Origin of the sequence: Streptomyces sp. adm13(2018), from assembly GCF_008042145.1 — a bacterium.
Taxonomy (GTDB): Bacteria; Actinomycetota; Actinomycetes; order Streptomycetales; family Streptomycetaceae; genus Streptomyces.
The window spans coordinates 69566-87749 of record NZ_RDBH01000125.1 but is presented as its reverse complement, the minus strand read 5'-3'; the positions used below and the strand labels follow the sequence as shown (position 1 = coordinate 87749).

16 protein-coding genes and 1 pseudogene are annotated in these 18184 nt (G+C 72.4%); 8 read left to right on the top strand and 9 right to left on the bottom strand.

The annotated features are described in order from the left end of the window. On the bottom strand, nt 1–1047 hold a 1047-nt coding region (locus tag EAO70_RS16165), incomplete at its 3' end, for an ArsA family ATPase (protein ID WP_261992898.1). 191 nt (nt 1048–1238) lie between these two features. Then, complete coding sequence (locus tag EAO70_RS16160; protein ID WP_187283914.1) at nt 1239–2201, bottom strand: ArsA family ATPase; 963 nt, start codon at nt 2199–2201, stop codon at nt 1239–1241. Between the two features lie 123 nt (nt 2202–2324). Between EAO70_RS16160 and EAO70_RS16155 the strand changes: the two genes are divergently transcribed. The 5 genes from EAO70_RS16155 (at nt 2325) to EAO70_RS16135 (ending at nt 5899) form a co-directional block, all read left to right on the top strand. Further along, the gene (locus EAO70_RS16155; RefSeq protein WP_015034547.1) at nt 2325–2483 is read left to right on the top strand and encodes a DUF4177 domain-containing protein; all 159 of its coding nucleotides are present in this window, start codon (nt 2325–2327) and stop codon (nt 2481–2483) included. Next, nucleotides 2480–2950, top strand: a complete 471-nt coding sequence (locus EAO70_RS16150) for a RidA family protein (protein ID WP_148003672.1) — start codon at nt 2480–2482, stop codon at nt 2948–2950. The genes EAO70_RS16155 and EAO70_RS16150 overlap by 4 nt, the downstream gene beginning before the upstream one ends. Before the next feature lie 240 nt (nt 2951–3190). Further along, the gene (locus tag EAO70_RS16145) at nt 3191–4057 is read left to right on the top strand and encodes an NUDIX hydrolase (RefSeq protein WP_148003671.1); all 867 of its coding nucleotides are present in this window, start codon (nt 3191–3193) and stop codon (nt 4055–4057) included. Then, complete coding sequence (locus tag EAO70_RS16140; protein WP_148003670.1) at nt 4054–4884, top strand: MBL fold metallo-hydrolase; 831 nt, start codon at nt 4054–4056, stop codon at nt 4882–4884. Before EAO70_RS16145 ends, EAO70_RS16140 begins: the two co-directional genes overlap by 4 nt. A 130-nt stretch (nt 4885–5014) precedes the next feature. Continuing rightward, nucleotides 5015–5899, top strand: a complete 885-nt coding sequence (locus EAO70_RS16135; RefSeq protein ID WP_148003669.1) for a prohibitin family protein — start codon at nt 5015–5017, stop codon at nt 5897–5899. A 76-nt stretch (nt 5900–5975) separates the two neighbouring features. Here EAO70_RS16135 and EAO70_RS16130 read toward each other — a convergent pair whose 3' ends face one another. Further along, nucleotides 5976–6650 (bottom strand): Crp/Fnr family transcriptional regulator, encoded by a 675-nt coding sequence (locus tag EAO70_RS16130; RefSeq protein WP_015034542.1) that lies wholly within the window; start codon nt 6648–6650, stop codon nt 5976–5978. A gap of 254 nt (nt 6651–6904) precedes the next feature. Between EAO70_RS16130 and nth the strand changes: the two genes are divergently transcribed. From nth to EAO70_RS16110, 3 genes are all read left to right on the top strand, one after another. Next, nucleotides 6905–7960, top strand: a complete 1056-nt coding sequence (gene nth, locus EAO70_RS16120; RefSeq protein WP_410091282.1) for an endonuclease III — start codon at nt 6905–6907, stop codon at nt 7958–7960. A 79-nt stretch (nt 7961–8039) separates the two neighbouring features. After that, nucleotides 8040–8741, top strand: a complete 702-nt coding sequence (locus EAO70_RS16115; protein ID WP_148003668.1) for an NUDIX hydrolase — start codon at nt 8040–8042, stop codon at nt 8739–8741. 88 nt (nt 8742–8829) lie between these two features. Then, nucleotides 8830–10029 carry a MarP family serine protease gene (locus EAO70_RS16110; RefSeq protein ID WP_148003667.1) on the top strand — a complete coding sequence of 400 codons (1200 nt, stop codon included), beginning with the start codon at nt 8830–8832 and terminating at the stop codon, nt 10027–10029. A 68-nt stretch (nt 10030–10097) separates the two neighbouring features. Here the strand turns inward: EAO70_RS16110 and EAO70_RS39265 are convergent, their stop codons facing one another. The 6 genes and pseudogenes from EAO70_RS39265 to EAO70_RS16080 all read right to left on the bottom strand — a co-directional run bounded on the left by EAO70_RS39265 (nt 10098) and on the right by EAO70_RS16080 (nt 17889). Then, nucleotides 10098–10295 (bottom strand): hypothetical protein, encoded by a 198-nt coding sequence (locus EAO70_RS39265; RefSeq protein ID WP_148003666.1) that lies wholly within the window; start codon nt 10293–10295, stop codon nt 10098–10100. 215 nt (nt 10296–10510) lie between these two features. After that, entirely contained in the window at nt 10511–11449 is a 939-nt protein-coding gene (locus tag EAO70_RS16100) for an alpha/beta fold hydrolase (RefSeq protein WP_148003665.1), read from the bottom strand. Continuing rightward, complete coding sequence (locus tag EAO70_RS16095) at nt 11446–11943, bottom strand: phage holin family protein (RefSeq protein WP_073908084.1); 498 nt, start codon at nt 11941–11943, stop codon at nt 11446–11448. The genes EAO70_RS16100 and EAO70_RS16095 overlap by 4 nt, the downstream gene beginning before the upstream one ends. Before the next feature lie 57 nt (nt 11944–12000). Then, entirely contained in the window at nt 12001–13395 is a 1395-nt protein-coding gene (nhaA, locus tag EAO70_RS16090) for a Na+/H+ antiporter NhaA (protein WP_148003664.1), read from the bottom strand. Between the two features lie 243 nt (nt 13396–13638). Then, nucleotides 13639–15594: an acetate--CoA ligase gene (gene acs, locus EAO70_RS16085; RefSeq protein ID WP_148003663.1), complete on the bottom strand. Its 1956-nt coding sequence runs from the start codon at nt 15592–15594 to the stop codon at nt 13639–13641. A gap of 217 nt (nt 15595–15811) precedes the next feature. Beyond that, nucleotides 15812–17889, bottom strand: a pseudogene (locus EAO70_RS16080) (SulP family inorganic anion transporter). Nucleotides 17890–18184: the final 295 nt, after the last annotated feature.

Here is an 18184-nt window from a genome sequence, read left to right as displayed (position 1 = left end):
GGTGGCGGCGGTGGCGAGGTGGGACGGCTCGGGCTCGGTGGCCGGGGAGCCACCTCGGGGAGTCTTCCCGTCGCCCTGATCCACAATGCGGCGCTCGTCAAGATTTTCCGCCGCGGCCCGCGCCCGCTCGGCCGAGAGCCGCGACGCGGCGGCGCTGCCGTGCACGCGGTTCAGGACGAGACCCGCCAGCGGCATCTCCTCGGCGGCCAGCCGCTCCACGAAGTACGCGGCCTCCCGCAGCGCGTCCCGCTCCGGCGTGGCGACGACGAGGAAGGCCGTGCCCGGGGCCTGGAGCAGCTTGTACGTGGCGTCGGCGCGGGTCCGGAACCCGCCGAACATCGTGTCCATCGCCGCCACGAACGTCTGCACGTCCTTGAGGAACTGACCCCCCAGCAGCTTGCCCAGAGTCCCCGTCATCATCGACATGCCGACGTTCAGGAACTTCATCCCGGCCCGGCCGCCCACCTTCGCCGGGGCCATGAGCAGCTTGATGAACTTCCCGTCGAGGAAGGACCCGAGCCGCTTCGGTGCGTCCAGGAAGTCCAGCGCGGAGCGGGACGGCGGGGTGTCCACGACGATCAGGTCCCACTCGTCGCGGGCCCGCAGCTGGCCCAGCTTCTCCATCGCCATGTACTCCTGCGTACCGGCGAATCCGGCCGAGAGGGACTGGTAGAAGGGGTTCTCCAGGATCGCCCGCGCCCGGCCGGGCTCCGCGTGCGCCTCGACGATCTCGTCGAAGGTCCGCTTCATGTCCAGCATCATCGCGTGCAGTTCGCCGCCGTCGGAGCCCTTGATCCCGTCGACCTTGCGCGGGGTGTTGTCGAGGGAGTCGATGCCCATCGACTGGGCGAGCCGGCGAGCCGGGTCGATGGTGAGGACGACGACCCGCCGGCCGCGTTCCGCCGCGCGCACGCCGAGCGCCGCCGCCGTGGTCGTCTTGCCGACCCCGCCGGCGCCGCAGCACACGATGATCCGGGTGCCGAGGTCGTCGATCAGCGGGTCGAGCTCCAGGACGGGAACGGCGTCGAGCCCGCGGTCCTCGGACACCGCGTCGAGCCCGCGTGCCTCGTGCGCCGAGCCGGGCCCCTGCGTGTCGGGCGCCGTGGCCCGGTCGTCCGGTTCGGCTCCGCCGCCGGGCGCCGCGTCGAGCCCGCCCGCCTCGGGCGCCGCTGCCGGGTCGTCGTCGGTCGGGGTCGGCGTCGGGGCCGGGGACGTGCCGCTGCCCGGGGACTTCTCCGTCACGTGCCCACCCCTTGCTTCCGCAGTTCCTTCGCCAGCCGGTAGAGCCCCGCGATGTCCGCCCCGTCCCCGAGGAACGGCAGCTCGTACGTCGGGACGCCGACGCCCTCCAGGACCGTGCGCTGAGCCCGCTCCAGCTCCACCCGCCGGGCGTGCTCGGACGCCTGCTCCAGGAGGGGCTCGACGAGCGTCGTGCCGCCCGAGACGCCCGCGGAGGCCAGCGTCCTGGCGATCGCCTCCCGGTGGTCGCCGGCGGCGGCCCGTACGGCGGCCTCGTCGAGGATGTGGGGCCGGACCATGTTCACCACGACCCGCCCCACCGGCAGTTCGGCCGCCCGGAGCTCCGCGATGCCGTCCGCGGTCTCCTGGACCGGCATCTCCTCCAGCAGGGTCACCAGGTGCACCGCCGTCTCGGGCGACTTGAGGACCCGCATGACGGCCTGCGCCTGGTTGTGTATCGGGCCGATCCTGGCCAGGCCCGCCACCTCGTCGTTCACGTTCAGGAAGCGGGTGATGCGGCCGGTGGGGGGCGCGTCCATGACCACGTGGTCGTAGGTCGGGCGGCCGTCCTTCTCCCGCCGCCGGACCGCCTCGCACGCCTTGCCGGTCAGCAGGACGTCCCGTACCCCCGGCGCTATCGTCGTCGCGAAGTCGATCGCTCCGAGCTTCTTGAGGGCCCGTCCCGCGCTGCCCAGCTTGTAGAACATCTGGAGGTAGTCGAGGAGCGCGCGCTCGGCGTCGATGGCCAGCGCGAACACCTCGCCGCCGCCGGGGGCGACGGCGATCTTGCGTTCCTCGTACGGAAGGGCCTCCGTCTCGAAGAGCTGTGCGATGCCCTGTCTGCCTTCGACCTCGACGAGGAGGGTGCGCTTGCCCTCCGTCGCGAGGGCGAGCGCGAGGGCGGCGGCGACCGTCGTCTTACCGGTACCGCCCTTGCCGCTGACGACCTGGAGCCTGCTCACGTTGTCGAGCCTAACCACTGGCGGCGCCGCCCAATCAGGCAGCCGCCCCCGAGAAGCTCCCTAGGGGAGGCTTCGGGGGCCGGGTCGGAGAACCGCTCCGCGCCAGCGGATACAGTCGGCCCCATGACCAAGTGGGAGTACGTCACGGTGCCGCTTCTGGTGCACGCGACCAAGCAGATTCTGGACACCTGGGGCGAGGACGGCTGGGAGCTCGTCCAGGTCGTGCCCGGGCCGAACAACCCCGAGCAGCTCGTGGCCTACCTGAAGCGGGCCAAGTCGTGAGCGGGGCCGTCGAGGCGAAGCTGGCCGAACTCGGCCTGACCCTGCCGGCCGTGGTGCCGCCGCTGGCCACCTACCAGCCGGCCGTGCAGTCGGGCGTCTACGTCTACACCTCGGGCCAGCTCCCGATGGTGAACGGCGAGCTCCCGCTGACCGGCAAGGTCGGCGCCGAGGTCACCGCCGAGGAGGCCAAGAAGCTCGCCGCCACCTGCGCGCTGAACGCCCTCGCGGCCGTGAAGTCGGTCGCCGGTGACCTCGACCGGATCAAGCGGGTCGTGAAGGTCGTCGGCTTCGTCGCCTCCGCCGCCGACTTCACCGGGCAGCCGGGCGTCGTCAACGGCGCCAGCGAGCTGCTGGGCGCGGTCCTCGGCGACAAGGGCGTGCACGCGCGCAGCGCCGTCGGCGTGACCGTGCTGCCGCTCGACGCCCCGGTCGAGGTCGAGCTCCAGGTCGAACTCACCGAGGCCTGACCCACCCCGCCTGTACGTCTCGGGCGGCAGGACCCGCCTGTACGTCTCGGGCGGCAGGACCCGCCCGCACGACGCGGGCGTCCGGCCCCGTACGGCGCCGTCCCGCGGCCGCGCCGTACGGGCCTGGCCGCCCGGACGCCGTACGACACCGCGGAGCCGGTTCTCCCGCACGCGCCCGCAAGGGGCCGTGCGCGAGGACCGGCTCTCGTGCATTCACGTACGTGCGCATACCATCCGGCCATGTCGAATGGTCAGTGGTACCCGCCCGAGTGGCCCGACCGCATCCGCGCCCTCGCCGCCGGTGAGCTCACCCCGGTGGTCCCGCGGCGCGCCGCCACCGTCCTGCTGCTGCGGGACGGGGACACCGGTCCCGACGTCCACATGCTGCGCCGCCGCACCTCCATGGCCTTCGCGGGCGGCGCGTACGCCTACCCCGGCGGCGGGGTCGACCCGCGCGACGAGCACCCGGTGCGCTGGGCGGGGCCCTCCCGGGAGACCTGGGCCGCCCGGCTCGGCCTCGACGACCCGGCGCAGGCCCAGGCCGTGGTCTGCGCCGCCGTCCGCGAGACGTACGAGGAGGCGGGCGTCCTGCTCGCCGGGGAGACCGGGGACGCGGTCGTCGGCGACACGACCGGTGAGGACTGGGAGCGGGACCGGCAGGCGCTCGTCGCCCGCGAGCTCTCCTTCGCCGAGTTCCTGGACCGGCGCGGGCTCGTCGTCCGCTCCGACCTGCTCGGGGCGTGGGCCCGCTGGATCACGCCGGAGTTCGAGCAGCGCCGGTACGACACCTGGTTCTTCGTGGCCGCCCTGCCGGCCGGGCAGCGCACCAGGAACGCCTCCACGGAGGCAGACCGGACCGTCTGGATCCGCCCGGCGGAGGCCGCGGCCGGCTACGACCGGGGCGAGCTGACCATGATGCCGCCGACCATCTCGACCCTGCGCGCCCTGGAGCCGTACGGCACGGCCGCCGAGGCCCTCGCGGGGGCCCGGGAGCAGGAGATGGCCCCCGTCCTCGCCCAGGCGCGCCTGGAGGGCGACGCGCTGGTCCTGAGCTGGCCGGGGCACGAGGAGTTCACCAAGATCATCTCGACCGGGGGCGCCCGATGAGCGACGCCGCCGCCCTGCCCGGCCAGCCGCGCGGACTCGTGACCTCCGGGCCCGCGACCGAGCGCGCCGTGAACGTCCTCGCGCCGAACCCGTCGGCGATGACCCTCGACGGCACCAACACCTGGCTGCTCTCCGAGCCCGGCTCCGACCGCGCCGTGGTCGTCGACCCCGGACCGCGCGACGAGGGCCATCTGCGCCGGGTGATCGCCACCGCCGAGCAGCTCGGCAAGCGGGTCGCGCTCACGCTGCTGACGCACGGCCACCCGGACCACGCCGAGGGCGCCGGGCTCTTCGCCGAGCTGACCGGCACGCCCGTGCGTGCCCTCGACCCGGCGCTGCGGCTCGGCGACGAGGGGCTCGGCGCGGGGGACGTGGTGGCCGTCGGCGGCCTGGAGCTGCGGGTGGTCCCGACGCCCGGCCACACCTCCGACTCGCTCTCCTTCCACCTGCCGGCCGACGGGGCGGTCCTCACGGGCGACACGATCCTGGGCCGCGGGACGACGATGGTGGCCCATCCGGACGGCCGCCTCGGCGACTACCTGGACTCGCTGCGGCGGCTGCGCTCGCTCACCGTCGACGACGGGGTGCACACGGTCCTGCCGGGCCACGGGCCGGTCCTGGAGGACGCGCAGGGGGCCGTGGAGTTCTATCTGGCCCACCGCGCGAGCAGGCTCGCCCAGGTGGAGACGGCGGTCGAGAACGGCCTCCGGACCTCGGCGGAGGTCGTCGCCCACGTGTACGCGGACGTGGACCGCTCGCTGTGGCCGGCCGCCGAGCTGTCCGTACGGGCGCAGCTGGAGTACCTGAAGGGGCGGGGTCTGGTCTGAGAGTGGGCCGGAGGCGTCACGACCCGGAGGCGTCACGATCCGGAACCGAGCGGCCCCCCGGCGCGTCGGTCGTCTTGACCCGTGCTTTACGCTCCGCTTACTTCTGACCTAGCTTCCGGGGGGAACGCCCGTGTTCGTCATCGCCATCCTGTTGGTCATAGCCGCGGTGGTGCTCTTCTTCGTCGGCCGCGCCACCGACTCCAAGGGGCTGCGGTTCGGCGCCCTCGGCGCCGTCCTGGCCGGTGTGTTCTCGCTGATCGTGAGCATGACGTACGTGATCAGCGCCTACGAGGTCGGCGTGCCGGTCGCCTTCGGCAAGGTGGGCTCGCCCATGACCTCCGGCATGCACGTGAAGTCGCCCTTCACCGACGTCACGACCTTCTCGACCCGCCCGGTCGACCTCAACCTGTCCGACAAGGACGTGGTCGAGGTCCGCTCCTCGCAGGGCGGTGTCATGTACGCCGAGGTCACCGTGAAGTGGGCGGTCGTCCCGACCAAGTCGGTCGAGCTGTACAAGCTCGCGGGCAGCGAGGACGCCATCCAGCAGCGGCTGGTCTACCCGGACAGCCGGGAGATCGTCCGCAACGTCTTCGCCCGCTACTCCAGCGAGCAGGGCTACGCCTCCGACCGCGAGAAGATCAACGCCGAGATCGGCTCGCTGATCAAGGAGCGGCTCGCCCCGCGCGGCATCGACGTGACCACGGTCAACCTGCGCAATGTGAAGCCCTCGGACTCGCTCCAGGCCCAGATCGACCGCAAGATCCAGCAGCAGCAGGCCACCGAGCGCGCCACCGAGGCCGCCCGCACGGCCAAGGCCGAGGCCGACCGGCGCCGGATCGAGGCGGAGGGCATCGCCCGCGCCAACCGGATCCTCAACGACTCGCTGACGGACAAGGTCCTGATGAACCAGTGCATCGACGCGTTCAAGGAGGCCGCCGCGAAGAACCCGGTCTACACCGTGCCCTGCGCGAACGGTTCCTCGGCGCCGGTGATCGTCGACGGCTCGAAGCGCTGACGGCCGGCCCGTCCGGCGTACACACGCGAAGGGCCGCCCCGGCCGGTCGGCGGGGGCGGCCCTTCGCGTGCGACGACTAGCGCGAGCGCTTCGCGAGGCGCTCCACGTCCAGCAGGATTACGGCGCGGGCCTCCAGGCGCAGCCAGCCGCGCTGGGCGAAGTCGGCGAGCGCCTTGTTGACCGTCTCGCGGGAGGCGCCGACCAGCTGGGCCAGCTCCTCCTGGGTGAGGTCGTGGACGACGTGGATGCCTTCCTCGGACTGCACGCCGAAGCGGCGCGACAGGTCGAGGAGGGCGCGGGCGACCCGGCCCGGCACGTCGGAGAAGACCAGGTCGGACATCTGGTCGTTCGTCTTGCGCAGCCGGCGGGCGACGGCGCGCAGCAGCGCGGTGGCCACCTCGGGGCGGGCGTTCAGCCAGGGCTGGAGGTCGCCGTGGCCCAAGCCCAGCAGCTTGACCTCGGTCAGCGCGGTGGCGGTGGCGGTGCGCGGGCCCGGGTCGAAGAGCGACAGCTCGCCGATCAGCTCGCCGGGGCCGAGGACGGCCAGCATGTTCTCCCGGCCGTCGGGGGAGGTGCGGTGCAGCTTCACCTTGCCCTCGGTGACCACGTACAGGCGGTCGCCGGGGTCGCCCTCGTGGAAGAGCGCGTCGCCTCGGGCGAGCGTCGCCTCACTCATCGAGGCGCGCAGCTCGGCAGCCTGCTCGTCATCGAGCGCCGCGAAGAGCGGGGCGCGCCGCAGAACGTCGTCCACGAGTTCTCTCCATACTGTCGACCTGCTCAGGGACCTGCGTCCCATGATGCCGGACGTACAAAACAGTGCGATCAATCACAACAAGTTTGACGTACCGAGCCGCCCGACCGTACGTCAGGGGCCCGATTGGGGGCTGATCGGCCACGCCCGGGGCGGATGTCGGTGTCGGCCCCTAGGCTGGCCGGGTGTCCAACTCGCCGGTGAGAGCGCAGGCCAAGGGGGCTGAAAGAGTGTCGGCCGAAGGTAATTCCGCTGTGGGCGAACGCGGTGTGTCGAAACGGGTGAAAGCCGCAAATCGGAAGCCTGCGGGGTCGGGAGAGCCGGGGAAGTCCGTGGCGCCCGCCGAGGGGGCGAAGGCGGTGAAGGCCGCGAAGGCCGCCAGGAAGCCGTCCAGAGGCTCCACGGCGTCCAAGCCCGCCCAGCCCGCCGCCCCTGCGGCGCCCACCAAGACCGCCAAGACCGCGAAGACCGCCAAGACCGCCAAGACCGCGAAGACCCCGAAGACCGCGAAGACCGCGAAGACCGCGAAGCCCGCCAAGCCCGAGTCGCGGCTCGCGATGGTCCGCCGGGCCCGCCGGATCAACCGCGAGCTCGCCGAGGTCTTCCCGTACGCCCATCCGGAGCTCGACTTCCGCAGCCCCTTCGAGCTGCTGGTCGCCACGGTCCTCTCGGCCCAGACCACCGACCTGCGGGTCAACCAGACCACCCCGGCCCTCTTCGCGAAGTACCCCACCCCCGAGGACCTCGCCGCCGCCGTGCCCGAGGAGGTCGAGGAGCTCATCCGCCCCACCGGCTTCTTCCGCGCCAAGACCAAGTCGATCATGGGGCTCGCGGCGGCCCTTCGGGACGACTTCGGCGGGGAGGTCCCCGGCCGCCTGGAGGACCTCGTCAAGCTCCCCGGCGTGGGCCGCAAGACCGCCTTCGTCGTCCTCGGCAACGCCTTCGGTGTCCCCGGCATCACCGTCGACACCCACTTCATGCGGCTCGTCAGGCGCTGGCGGTGGACCGAGTCCGAGGACCCCGTGAAGATCGAGGCCGAGGTCGCCACGATCTTCCCGAAGAGCGAGTGGACGATGCTCTCCCACCGGGTGATCTTCCACGGCCGCCGCATCTGCCACGCCCGCAAACCGGCCTGCGGCGCCTGCCCGATCACCCACCTCTGCCCGTCGTACGGCGAGGGGGAGACCGACCCGGAGAAGGCCAGGAAGCTGCTCAAGTACGAGATGGGCGGCTTCCCCGGCCAGCGGCTCGACCCGCCGCCCGGCTACCCGGGCCGCCCGGCGCCCCCGCTGGGCGCGAGCGGCGGCTGAACCCGTTCCCGGCCCACCGCGAGAGCTGCGGAGGGAACGAACCCGTACATCGAAGGCGTTGTGAAATCCGGGGGTGCCTATGACGCGCACTGACGAAGAGATCCACGGACCCGGCACCGGGCTGCTCAGCCGGGACGGGCTGCCCGACTGGCTCGGGCCCGTCGACCGGGCCGCCCGCACGGTCCGGCCCGAGCAGCTGAGCCGCTTCCTGCCGCCCGCGAGCGGCGCGGGGCGGCAGTCCGCCGTCCTCGTCCTCTTCGGCGAGGGCGAGCGCGGCCCCGAGCTGCTCCTCATGGAGCGGGCCGGCAGCCTCCGCTCGCACGCCGGACAGCCCTCCTTCCCCGGCGGCGCCCTCGACCCCGAGGACGGCGACCCGGCGGACGGCGGTCTGCTGCGCGCCGCCCTGCGGGAGGCGCAGGAGGAGACCGGTCTCGACCCGGCCGGCGTCCAGCTCTTCGCCGTCCTCCCCCCGCTCTACATCCCGGTCAGCAGCTTCGTCGTCACCTCCGTCCTCGGCTGGTGGCGCGCCCCCAGCCCCGTCGGGGTCGTCGACCCCGGCGAGACCGCCCGGGTCTTCACCGTGCCCGTGGCCGATCTCACGGATCCGGCGAACCGCGCGACCGCGGTCCACCCGAGCGGCCACCAGGGCCCCGCGTTCCTGGTCGCGTCCGCCCTGGTCTGGGGTTTCACCGCCGGAGTGATCGACAGGCTCCTGCACTTCTCCGGCTGGGAGCGCCCCTGGGACCGGTCCAGGCAGGTCCCGCTCGACTGGCGCTCATGACAGGCTGATCCCCGGCGAAGACGGCTGAAACCCCGGCGGACCGGCGAGAACGCCGGAGTCCGGAAACGAATCTGCGAGGCATCTGACGGTGAACGTGCTGGACATCCTGTTGCTGCTCGCCGCCGTGTGGTTCGCGATCATCGGCTACCGCCAGGGGTTCGTGGTCGGCATCCTGTCGGTGATCGGCTTCCTCGGCGGCGGCCTCGTCGCCGTCCTGCTGCTGCCCGTCCTCTGGGACCAGCTCACCGACAACAGCGAGGTCTCGACCACGGCGACGGTCGTCTTCGTGATGGTGGTCATCGTCTGCGCCTCCGTCGGCCAGGCCTTCACCACCCACCTGGGCAACAAGGTGCGCCGGCACATCACCTGGTCGCCGGCCCGCGCCCTCGACGCCACCGGCGGTGCCCTGGTCAACGTCGTCGCGATGCTGCTGGTGGCCTGGCTGATCGGTTCCGGGCTCGCCCGCACCACCATGCCCACCCTGGGCAAGGAGGTGCGGACCTCCAAGGTCCTGCTCGGCGTCGAGCAGGTGATGCCGTCTCAGGCGTCCCGCTGGTTCGACGACTTCAGCTCCACCCTGGCCCGCAGCGGCTTCCCGCCGGTCTTCAGCCCCTTCGCCGACGAACCGATCACCCCGGTCGTGCCCCCGGACCCGGAGCTCGCCCGGAGCCCCGTCGCCGAGCGCGCCCAGCGCTCCATCGTGAAGGTCGTCGGCACCGCGCAGAGCTGCGGCAAGGTCCTCGAAGGCACCGGATTCGTCTTCGCCGACCGCCGGATCATGACCAACGCCCACGTCGTCGGCGGGGTCGACGAGCCGACCGTCCAGATAGGCGGCGAGGGCAGGCTCTACGACGCCAAGGTCGTCCTCTACGACTGGCGGCGCGACATCGCCGTCCTCGACGTGCCCGACCTCGAAGCCACCCCGCTGGCCTTCACCGACGAGGACGCCCGCAGCGGCGACAGCGCGATCGTCGCCGGATTCCCGGAGAACGGCTCGTACGACGTGCGCTCGGCGCGCGTCCGCGGCCGCATCAACGCCGACGGACCCGACATCTACCGCCGGGGCGAGGTCCGCAGGGACGTGTACTCGCTGTACACGACCGTCCGCCAGGGCAACTCGGGCGGCCCGCTCCTCACCGTGGACGGCGAGGTGTACGGCGTGATCTTCGCCCGCTCCCTCGACGACGCGAACACCGGCTACGCCCTGACCGTCGACGAGATCCGTGAGGACATCGAGCGCGGCAGGACCGCGAACCAGCAGGTCGACACGGAGGCCTGCGCGCTGTAGCCCGCTGGCGTCGGCAGACGTCTGGGGCCCCGACCGTCGGTCGGGGCCCCAGAGCGTGTGCGGTGCTGTTACGGGGTGTCGCGGGGGTGCCGGAGCCGGGCGGACACCCAGCGGGCCCGGCGGCGGAGGATGCGCGAGATCCCCACCCCCTGCGTGGCGTGCCGACCGGCCGGGTCCGGCGGTCCGGCCCCCTCGCGGGAGCCCTGCCCGACGGCCGAGCGGCGGTTGCGTGATGCCGTGTCACTGTAGTCGTGCGTCCAGCCCATACCTCGACGTGTGCCCGTGGCCCAAGGTCGGTAATCGCCCCGGGGCCCGCCAATTGGAGTATGCACGGGGCACATGGCCGTTCGAAGGAAGTCTGTGCGCACCGCGGCCGCCAGAGGGGCCGTCAGCCGCCCGCTGGAGGCCGTACGGAGGGGATCCCGGTCCCGATTCCCCCAGCGGTCGCTCCCGGCTCCCTCAGCGGTCGGACTCGGCTCCCTCAGCGGTCGGGCTCGGGGTCCTTCAGCCAGTTGACGAGCTCCGTCGAGAAGCCCACCGGGTCCTCCTCGTGCGGGAAGTGCCCGAGGCCGTCGAAGAGCCGCCAGCGGTACGGCGCCTCCACGTACTCGCCGGACCCCGCGGCGCTGCGGGTCCGCATCACCGGGTCCAGGGAGCCGTGCAGATGCAGCGTCGGCACCCGCACCGGACGCTTCATGCGCCGGTTGAACTGGATGCCGTCCGGGCGGGCCAGGGACCGCACCATCCAGCGGTACGGCTCGATCGAGCAGTGCGCCGTCGACGGCACCAGCATCGCCCGCCGGTACACCTCGATCGCCTCCTCATCGGAAGGGCGTACGGGCTTCGGCCCCGACCAGTCCCGGATCAGCTCGCCCACCAGCGCCGCGTCGTCCGCGACCAGCTGACGCTCCGGCAGCCACGGCCGCTGGAAGCCCCAGATGTGCGACCCGGCCCGCGACTGCGCCAAGTCGGAGAGCATCGCCGAGCGCCAGCGGCGCGGATGCGGCATCGAGGACACCACGAGCCGGCGCACCAGCTTGGGCCGCATGACGGCCGCCGTCCAGGCGAGGTAGCCGCCCAGGTCGTGCCCGACCAGCGCCGCGTCCGGCTCGCCCAGCGAACGGATCACCCCGGTGACGTCGAGCGCCAGGTTGGCGGGGTCGTAGCCCCGGGGGGTGCGGTCGCTGCCGCCGACCCCGCGCAGGTCCATCGCGACGGCCCGGAAGCCCGCCTCGGCGAGCAGGGGCAGCTGGTGCCGCCAGGTCCACCAGAACTGCGGGAAGCCGTGCAGGAGCAGCACCAGGGGGCCGTCGCCCATCTCGGCGATGTGGAAGCGGGCGCCGTTGGCGGCCACGTCGCGATGGGTCCACGGCCCGTCGAGCCGGACGGGCCCGCCGTTGCTGCTCTCGGGGAGGGTCATACCGACGAGCGTGCCACAGCGGGAGCCTTGTCCAGCGCCTTGTCCAGGGCCTTGGCGGGCTCGGGGCGCGGGTGCGGCTTGACGGTGGAGATCACCGCGGCCGTCTGCTTGGCGGAGGCGATGGACTTCTCCGGCGGCTTGACCTTCTTGAACTTGGCGTACGCGATCACGCCGAGCAGCACCGCGAGCAGCACGTTCGCCGCGAAGGAGAGCAGGAAGCACCAGACGAGGTTCCAGCCCCCGTTGCCGTTGTGCCCGCCGGTCCAGGTGTTGATGGCGTACGCGAGCGCGAAGCTCAGCATCGGCAGCGAGAACAGCAGGACGACCGCGGCCGTGATGCCGGCCGCGCTCCCGATCACACCGCGCTTGACGTCCTGCCTGATCTCGGCCTTGGCCAGGGCGAGCTCGTCGTGCACGAGTGCGGACATCTCGGCGGTCGCCGAGGCGACCAGCTGGCCGAGACTGCGCTCGGTTCCGTCGTACGGGTCGCTCATCGCTGCTCCCTCTTCTCTTCTGCGGTCCGCGTTCTCTTCTGCGCGGTCCGACTCAGATCATGCCGGACGGTCGGCCCCGTCGCGCGGTGCCCCCGCCAGTTGGGCGCGCTCCCGGTGTTCCGCGGCCTTCTTCTCGTAGATCGCGGCCATCCGGAGGTGGTACTCCGGGTTGTCCTCCTCGTAGATGTCGGGGATGCCGTCCTCGTCGTCGTCGCGCTCCTCGGCGGAGACGAGCGCCTGGTACTTCCGTACCCGCAGCTTCAGCAGGACGGAGGCGAGGACGGCCGCGACGAGCGAGCCGACCAGGACCGCGGCCTTCACCTCGTCGGTGAGGGTCTCGTCCCCGGCGAAGGCGAGCTCGCCGATGAGCAGCGAGACGGTGAAGCCGATGCCGGCCAGGGTGGCGACGGCGAAGACGTCCGGCCAGGACAGGTCGGGGTTGAGTTCCGCCCGGGTGAAGCGGGCGGTGAGCCAGGTGCCGCCGAAGATGCCGATGGTCTTGCCGACGACGAGGCCGAGGACGACGCCGAGGGTGACGGGCTGGGTGAAGACGTCGTGGATCGCGCCCCCGGAGATGCTCACGCCGGCCGAGAAGAGCGCGAACAGCGGGACGGCGAGGCCGGCCGAGAGCGGGCGGACCAGGTGCTCGATGTGCTCGCCGGGGGAGTGCTCCTCGCCCTCCCGGGTGGTGCAGCGGAGCATCAGGCCCATGGCGACGCCGGCGATGGTGGCGTGGACGCCGCTGTTGTACATCAGGCCCCAGATGACCAGGGCCAGCGGGACGTACACGTACCAGCCGCGGACCTCCTTGCGGAGCAGCAGCCAGAAGAGGAGGAGTCCGGCGAAGGCGCCGCCGAGCGCGGCGAAGTTCAGGTCACTGGTGAAGAAGATCGCGATGATCAGGATGGCGAAGAGGTCGTCGACGACGGCGAGGGTGAGCAGGAACGCGCGCAGCGCGGAGGGCAGCGAGGTGCCGATCACGGCGAGGACGGCGAGCGCGAAGGCGATGTCGGTCGCGGTGGGGACGGCCCAGCCGTCCATCGGGCCGTCGCCGAGGGTGTTGACCAGGGCGTACACGAGGGCGGGCGCGGCCATGCCGCAGAGGGCGGCGATGACGGGGAGCGCGGCGGCCCTGGGGTCGCGGAGCTCACCGGCGACGAGTTCGCGCTTGAGCTCGATGCCGGCGACGAAGAAGAAGACCGCGAGGAGGCCGTCGGCCGCCCAGTGCTGGATCGAGAGGTCGAGGCCGAGGGCGGCGGGGCCCAGGTGGAAGTCGCTGACGGCCTCGTAGCTGCCGCCCAGGGTGTTGGCCCAGACGAGGGCGGCGACGGCGGCGGCGAGGAGCAGGACACCGCCGACGGTCTCGGTCCGCAGGGCGTCGGTGAGGTACCGGCGCTCGGGCAGGGAGAGCCTGCCGAGGAACTTACGGTCGGTGGGTGCGGGCGCGGGCACGGGGGAGAACCTCCGGTCGGGCGGGCAGGACGAAGCACATGCCGACCAGACTTCCCGGCGCACCTAGGTTTTCTTGTCGCGTCGTTGACGCTCTCCTTACCGTACCCAACGCGCGTGGGGTGTGTCCGGCGAGAATCACTTTAGGGAATCTCGCGGCTTTCGTCCCTCCGAGGGGCGTCCGGGTGGGGCGGGGGCGGGCGTTCGTGTCGTGGCCGCGGGGAGTCCGCGGTGGACGGGCCGGGCTCAGTCCTCGCTGGAGGCGCTCGGCAGCTGGGTCTGGATGAGGGACATCACCGACGAGTCGGTCAGGGTCGTGACGTCGCCCAGCTCCCGGTTCTCCGCGACGTCGCGCAGGAGCCGGCGCATGATCTTGCCCGAGCGGGTCTTCGGCAGCTCCGCCACCGGCAGGACCCGCTTCGGCTTGGCGATCGGGCCGAGGGTCGCGCCGACGTGGTTGCGGAGCTCGGCGACCAGGCTCTCGTCCTGGCTGGCCGTGCCGCGCAGGATGACGAACGCGACGATCGCCTGGCCGGTCGTCTCGTCGGCCGCGCCCACGACGGCCGCCTCGGCGACGGCGGGGTGCGAGACGAGCGCCGACTCGACCTCGGTGGTCGAGATGTTGTGACCGGAGACGAGCATGACGTCGTCGACCCGGCCGAGCAGCCAGATGTCGCCGTCCTCGTCCTTCTTGGCCCCGTCGCCGGCGAAGTACTTGCCCTCGAAGCGGGACCAGTAGGTGTCGATGTACCGCTGGTCGTCGCCCCAGATGGTGCGGAGCATCGACGGCCACGGCTCGGTGAGGACCAGGTAGCCGCCCCCGCCGTTCGGCACCTCGTTGGCCTCGTCGTCGACGACGGTCGCGGCGATGCCCGGCAGCGGGCGCTGGGCGGAGCCCGGCTTGGTCTCGGTGACGCCCGGCAGCGGCGAGATCATCATCGCGCCGGTCTCGGTCTGCCACCAGGTGTCCACGATCGGGGTCTTGCCCGCGCCGATGTGCTCGCGGTACCAGACCCAGGCCTCGGGGTTGATCGGCTCGCCGACCGAGCCCAGCACCCGGAGGCTGGACAGGTCGAACTTGGCGGGGATGTCGTCGCCCCACTTCATGAACGTGCGGATCGCGGTGGGCGCCGTGTAGAGGATCGTGACGCCGTACTTCTGCACGATCTCCCAGAACCGCCCCTGGTGCGGGGTGTCCGGGGTGCCCTCGTACATGACCTGCGTCGCGCCGTTGGCCAGCGGGCCGTAGACGATGTACGAGTGTCCGGTGACCCAGCCGATGTCGGCGGTGCACCAGTAGACGTCGGTCTCCGGCTTGAGGTCGAAGACGGCGTGGTGGGTGTACGCGGCCTGGGTGAGGTAGCCGCCGGAGGTGTGCAGGATGCCCTTCGGCTTTCCGGTGGTGCCGGAGGTGTAGAGGATGAAGAGCGGGTGCTCCGCCTCGAAGGCCTCCGGGGTGTGCTCGGCGGACTGGCGGGCGACGATGTCGTCCCACCAGACGTCGCGGCCCTCGGTGAAGTCGGTGTCCTGGCCCGTACGGCGGACCACGAGGACGTGCTCGACCTGCGGGCACTTGGCGACGGCCTCGTCGATGGCCGGCTTGAGGGCGCTCGGCTTGCCGCGGCGGTAGCCGCCGTCGGCGGTCACGACCAGCTTGGCGTCGGCGTCCTGGATCCGGGAGGCCACGGCGTCGGCGGAGAAGCCGCCGAAGACCACCGAGTGGGCGGCGCCGACGCGGGCGCAGGCCAGCATCGTGACGGCCGCCTCGGGGATCATCGGGAGGTAGACGGCGACGCGGTCGCCCTTCCGGACACCCAGCTCGGTCAGGGCGTTGGCCGCCCTGGACACCTCGTCCTTGAGCTCGGCGTAGGTGATCGAGCGGCTGTCGCCCGGCTCGCCCTCGAAGTGGATGGCGACCCGGTCGCCGTGGCCGGCCTCGACGTGCCGGTCGACGCAGTTGTACGCCACGTTCAGCTCGCCGTCGGCGAACCACTTGGCGAACGGCGGGTTCGACCAGTCGAGGGTCTCGGTCGGCTCGGTGGCCCAGGTCAGGCGCTTGGCCTGCTCGGCCCAGAAGCCCAGCCTCTCCGCCTTGGCCTGCTCGTACGCCTCCGCCGTCACGTTGGCGTCCGCGGCCAGCTCGGCGGGCGGCGCGAACCGTCGCTCTTCCCGAAGCAGATTGGCCAGGCTTTCGTTGCTCACGACATCTCCCTTTCCCAGGGCGTCCTCTGTGCGTATGTGTCCCGCGTCATAGCTCATCAGTCGAAGGCCCGGGTGACAAGGGCCTCCGGGCAATTGGTTTAGACCTGTGAGCCGTCCGGCGTGCGGGGGCCCCTCCTCCCGAGCGGTGGGAGAAGGGGCCACACAGTCTCACGGACCGGGGAAGCGAAAGGTTCAGGACGCGCTGCCCCCGGCCGGATCAGGGCACTCGGGCCGTCTCCCGCGGCTCCGTCGGCATGACCTGGGTGAACACGTCGTCGTACGAGTGCACCTCGTCCGTCCCGGAGAGGAGGTACGCCTGCGCCTCGCCCACGTGGAAGTACACGCCGTGCAGTGAGAGCGTGCCCTCGGCCAGCCGCCGCGCCACCGGCTCGTACGCCCGGAGGTGCTCCAGCTGCTGCACCACGTTGGTGAGGCAGAGTTGCTCGACCGCGTCCGCCGGGAGGCGGCCGGAGATCCGCGCCCAGGCGTGTCTGCTGCTCGCCATCCGCTCCAGGCTCGGCCGGCGAGCTGCGAGGGGGTCTGGCCCTCGCGGGCGAGCCGGGCGAGTTCGTCCCGGACCAGCGGCGCCGTGTTCCGCTGGAACTGGCCGATGCCGCTGGCCAGCCTGAGGCCCGTGGCGCGCGGCGGCTCCGCGGCCTCGTCGGGCCGCTCGGCCGGCTGCTCGCCGCACTGGTGGTTGTGCCACGGCGTCCAGGGCCGGCAGCAGGCGTGCGCGGCGACGTCCGAGGGGGTGGACTCGGCGATCCTCGTCCCGGAGGGGCCGGTGGTCTCGACGGTCCCGCCGTGGGCCAGGTGCCCCGCGGTCCAGTCGCTGAGGGCCTCGTAGGCGGCGTGGTCCATGAAGGAGCCGTCGAGCTCCACCACCACGTCGGATCCGCGGGGCAGTTGGTGCAGGGCCCGGCTCAGCCGGGGCACGGCGAGGAAGGTCAGCTGCCCCCGGACGTGCAGCAGCTGGCGTCCGTCCCGCTCCTCGCGGGTGATCCGGGTGCGGGCGAGCCGGTGCATGGCGACCGCGATGGCCACGGCGATGCCGAGGGCGACGCCCTCCAGGATGCCGACGAGGACGACGCCGGTCAGCGTCACCACGTAGACGACGACCTCGCGGTGCCGGGTGACGGTGCGGATGTGGGTGATGCTGACCATCTGGATGCCGACCACCATGACGAGGGCGGCGAGCGCGGGCAGCGGGATCAGGTCGAGCACGGGCACCAGGAGCAGGGCCGCGAGCACGATCCACAGGCCGTGCAGCATCGTGGAGGCGCGGCTCACCGCGCCCGCCGAGACGTTGGCGACGCTGCGGACCGCGACGCCGGCCACCGGCAGCCCGCCGAGCGCCCCGGAGACCACGTTGGCGGCGCCCTGGCCGGCGAGTTCGCGGTCGAGCGCGGTGCGCGGGATGCCGAGGCCGCCGTCCGGGCGGGCGGCGACCAGCTTGTCGACCGCGACGGCGGACAGCAGCGACTGCACGCTGGTGACCAGGGTGATCGTCAGCACGCCGGCCGCGATGCCGAGGACCGGGCCCTCGGGCAGCCCGGGCAGCGCGTGGCTGCTCCAGGAGGGCAGGTCGACGCGCGGGACGGCGAGTCCGGCGAGCGTCGCCACCGCCGTCGCCCCCGCCACCGCGACGAGCGCGGCCGGGACCTTGCGGAGGAGCTCCCCCGCCCGGCCGGGCAGTCGGGGCCAGCACAGCAGCACGGCCACGGTGAGGGCGCTGATGCCGAGGGCCGCCGGGTGGAGGTGCGACAACTGGGCGGGCAGCCCCAGGAAGTTGTCGACGGCGGAGCTCTGCGGGGTGCTGCCGAGCACGATGTGGAGCTGGGCGAGGGCGATGGTGACGCCGATGCCGCCGAGCATGCCGTGCACGATCGCGGGCGAGACGGCGAGGGCGGAGCGGGCCACCCGCAGGACGGAGAGCCCGAGCTGGGCGAGGCCCGCGAGCACCGTGATGGCGCAGGTGGTGCGCCAGCCGTACAGCTGGATCAGCTCGGCGGTGACCACGGTGAGGCCGGCGGCGGGGCCGCTGACCTGGAGCGGGGAGCCGCCGAAGCGGCCGGCGACCAGACCGCCGACGGCGGCGGCGACCAGGCCGGACTGGAGCGGGGCTCCGGTGGCGAGCGCGATGCCGAGCGAGAGCGGCAGGGCGATCAGGAAGACGGCGATGGACGCCGACAGGTCGACGCCGGCGACACGGAAGCGGCGCGGTCGCTCCGGCGGGCTGTGCGGCCGCTGGACGCGGGGTCGGTTGGGCGTGCGGGCAGGGGTGCAGAGGGTCATTCCCGTCTCCTCCGGGGCGGCGCGGTCGCGGTTCGTGCGGGACGAACGTGGGGGGCTCGCGGCCGTGGGTCACGGCGTGCAGCGGCGGGATGCGTTGCGGCGGCAAGGCGGGATCCCCGCCAGGCGAGGATCAACGCTCGGTAAATGGATCGTAATGGAGAGTAAAGTCTGTGGCATTACTTTCCGGGCAAATAGGGCAATGATTCACCTGTTCCAGTGAAGGGAGAACGAATTACCGCTTGTCGTTTCATCTCTCCGGCAGTCGCGGTGCGACGTTGACGCCGCTCGTACGGAA

What these genes read in the sequence shown, in the direction of transcription:
- EAO70_RS16115 (WP_148003668.1), top strand. Translation starts at nt 8,040, where the DNA reads ATGACGCGCACTGACGAAGAGATCCACGGACCCGGCACCGGGCTGCTC.
- EAO70_RS16140 (WP_148003670.1), top strand. Translation starts at nt 4,054, where the DNA reads ATGAGCGACGCCGCCGCCCTGCCCGGCCAGCCGCGCGGACTCGTGACC.
- EAO70_RS16145 (WP_148003671.1), top strand. Translation starts at nt 3,191, where the DNA reads ATGTCGAATGGTCAGTGGTACCCGCCCGAGTGGCCCGACCGCATCCGC.
- EAO70_RS16095 (WP_073908084.1), bottom strand. Translation starts at nt 11,943, where the DNA reads ATGAGCGACCCGTACGACGGAACCGAGCGCAGTCTCGGCCAGCTGGTC.
- EAO70_RS16100 (WP_148003665.1), bottom strand. Translation starts at nt 11,449, where the DNA reads ATGACCCTCCCCGAGAGCAGCAACGGCGGGCCCGTCCGGCTCGACGGG.
- EAO70_RS16155 (WP_015034547.1), top strand. Translation starts at nt 2,325, where the DNA reads ATGACCAAGTGGGAGTACGTCACGGTGCCGCTTCTGGTGCACGCGACC.
- EAO70_RS39265 (WP_148003666.1), bottom strand. Translation starts at nt 10,295, where the DNA reads ATGGGCTGGACGCACGACTACAGTGACACGGCATCACGCAACCGCCGC.